This window comes from Spirillospora sp. NPDC000708, assembly GCF_040299565.1.
In the GTDB taxonomy this organism is placed as follows: Bacteria; Actinomycetota; Actinomycetes; order Streptosporangiales; family Streptosporangiaceae; genus Spirillospora.
The window spans coordinates 1-2,210 of record NZ_JBEPCJ010000215.1 but is presented as its reverse complement, the minus strand read 5'-3'; the positions used below and the strand labels follow the sequence as shown (position 1 = coordinate 2,210).

Below are 2,210 nucleotides of genomic sequence, written 5' to 3'. Positions count from 1 at the left end.
CCTATCTCGGCCCCACCCGCGCCCCCGCCCGCCCCGGGGGTTGGGCGGGGCGGGCCGCCCGCCGCGGCCCGCGGCGGGCGGCTCCTGACCGATGCGTTCCGGCGCCGTGCGTCATGGGCGCACGGTCGCCTTGGTCGTGACGCCGGTGGCCTTGAGCGTGGTGGCGTTGGGCAGGAGCTTTCCGGGACGCGGAGCGGGCCGCGTGAGGAAGGGCAGGCTCGGCCGGCCGGCGGCGCCGGCCTTCAGGGACCGCGCGGAGGCCGGCGCCACGCCCGTGCCCAGGCTGAGGACGAGCGGCAGGTCGAAGGTGTTCTTGCCGGACGGCGAGGGCAGCCCGATGATGGCGTTGATCACCGGGTCGAGGATCCCGCTGTCGAACGGCCCGCAGCCCGTGGCGGCCGGGACCGCCGCGCCGGTGTCCTTGGCGGCCATCGGCAGCGCCGTGGGGTTGAGGTTCATCCCGCCGTAACCGGACGAGTTCGTCAGCGACGTCGGCGCGACCGCCACCGTGACGGGCCCGATCGTGCAGGTGGGGCCGAGGAGGTCGTTGCCGAGGTGGATGGTGAGCGGCAGGGTCGCCTGCAGGGTGCCGGCGTCGGTGACCCCGAGGCCGACGGGCCCGGCGAGCGACTGGGTGACGGTCAGCTTGTTGAAGGGCAGCATCGCGGCGGGGGTCATGCCGAGGATCGGGCCGATGAGCGGGAGGGTGCCCATGAGGCCGCCGGGCACGTTCACCGGGGCCGAGACGAGTTCCTCGCCCTCCACGGGAGGCGTGAGCGTCGCGCCCGGCGACAGGTCGGTCACCGAGCCGGTGACGCGGATCGCTCCCGGGGGAAGGTCCAGGCGGAACCCGCCGATCTTCGTGGTCCCGCCGGTGGTGACCTCGCGGATGCACAGCAGCCCGGACGCGCACTGCTTTTGGAAGGGCGTCGCGGCGCTCGGCGCGGAGCCGAGCGTGACGGCCGGATGGGGAGCGCCCGACGGCGGGGACGCGGGGGAGAAGTGTCCGATGACGCCCTTGCCGGGTTCGCTGAACCACAGCTGCCCGCCCGGGCCCGGGATGATCCGGGTCGGGGCGGAATAGGTGCTGGGCAGGGGGTACTCGGTGACCTTGCCGGAGCGGGTGATGCGCCCGACGTTGCTGGCGGCGGCCTCGGTGAACCACAGGGCGCCGTCGGGACCCCTGGTGATGCCCTCCGGCTGGGAGGCGGTGGTCTTCACGGCGTATTCGGTGATCTGCCCGGTCTTGGGGGCCAGCCGTCCGATCTTGCCGGCACCGGGTTCGGTGAACCAGAGCGCGCCGTCGGGGCCGGTGGTGATGCCGCCGAGCGCCGGAACGGCGGTGGCGGCCCCCGGCGGGGCGTAGGTGGTGACGTTCCCGGCGGTGTCGATGCGGCCGACCATCGGGGTGGAGTCGCTGGTGAACCACAGCGCGCCGTCGGGGCCCCGCGTGAGGGCGCCGAACAGCCCGCCGAATGGCGCCTGGTACATCGTGACGTTGCCCGATGCCGGTTCAAGGCGCCCGACATAGGCGCCTCCCGCGCCGGTGAACCACATCGCGCCGTCGGGCCCCTGGACCAGGTCGCTCATGCCCGCGGCCGTCTCCGGAAGCTCGTAGAAACGGATGCTCCCGTTCGCGGTGTTCACCTTGCCGATGCGCGGCACGGCCTGCGAGGCGTCGGCGAGCCAGACCGATCCGTCGGAGGCGGTGGCCATTGCCGAGGGCACTCCCGCGTACTTCTGCGAATTGGCCGCCACGGGGAAACGGGTGACCGCGCCCGTCGCGTCCGCCTTCCCGATCCCGCCCGCGTTCTCGGCGAACCAGACGGTGCCCTTCGGGCCCCGGGCCAGCCCGTCGACCAGGGCCTCCGGAACGCCGCCCGCCTTGGACAGCGAGATCTCGGCCGGCGGGCCCGCGAGCGCGCTCTGCGCCGGCATTACGGTCAGGGCGGTCAAGGTGGTGCCGAGCAGGCCGGTGAAGGCGACGAGGCGTCCCCGAAGGACGAAGCGGCCCCGTACGACGAGGCGTCCCCGTATGGCGCGATGGCGCATGTGCGTCTCCAAGAGAGGGGTGGATACCAGGGCGAGCCGGAGACGCCGAGGCGTCGGCGGCGCGGCCGGCCCGGGCCGGGGGCGGCAGCCGGGGGGGGCGCGGCCCCGTAACGCTAGGTCGGCGAGGGGGTCCGGTTGGTGGACGTGTTGTGTGGGGT

Annotated in this window: 1 protein-coding gene; it reads right to left on the bottom strand. The window is 74.2% G+C overall.

What is annotated here, in order from left to right; genetic code table 11:
• Positions 1 to 111: 111 nt before the first annotated feature.
• Positions 112 to 2,052, bottom strand: coding sequence for a Vgb family protein (locus tag ABT299_RS52490; RefSeq protein WP_500255451.1), 1,941 nt, complete (start codon positions 2,050 to 2,052; stop codon positions 112 to 114).
• Positions 2,053 to 2,210 lie beyond the last annotated feature (158 nt).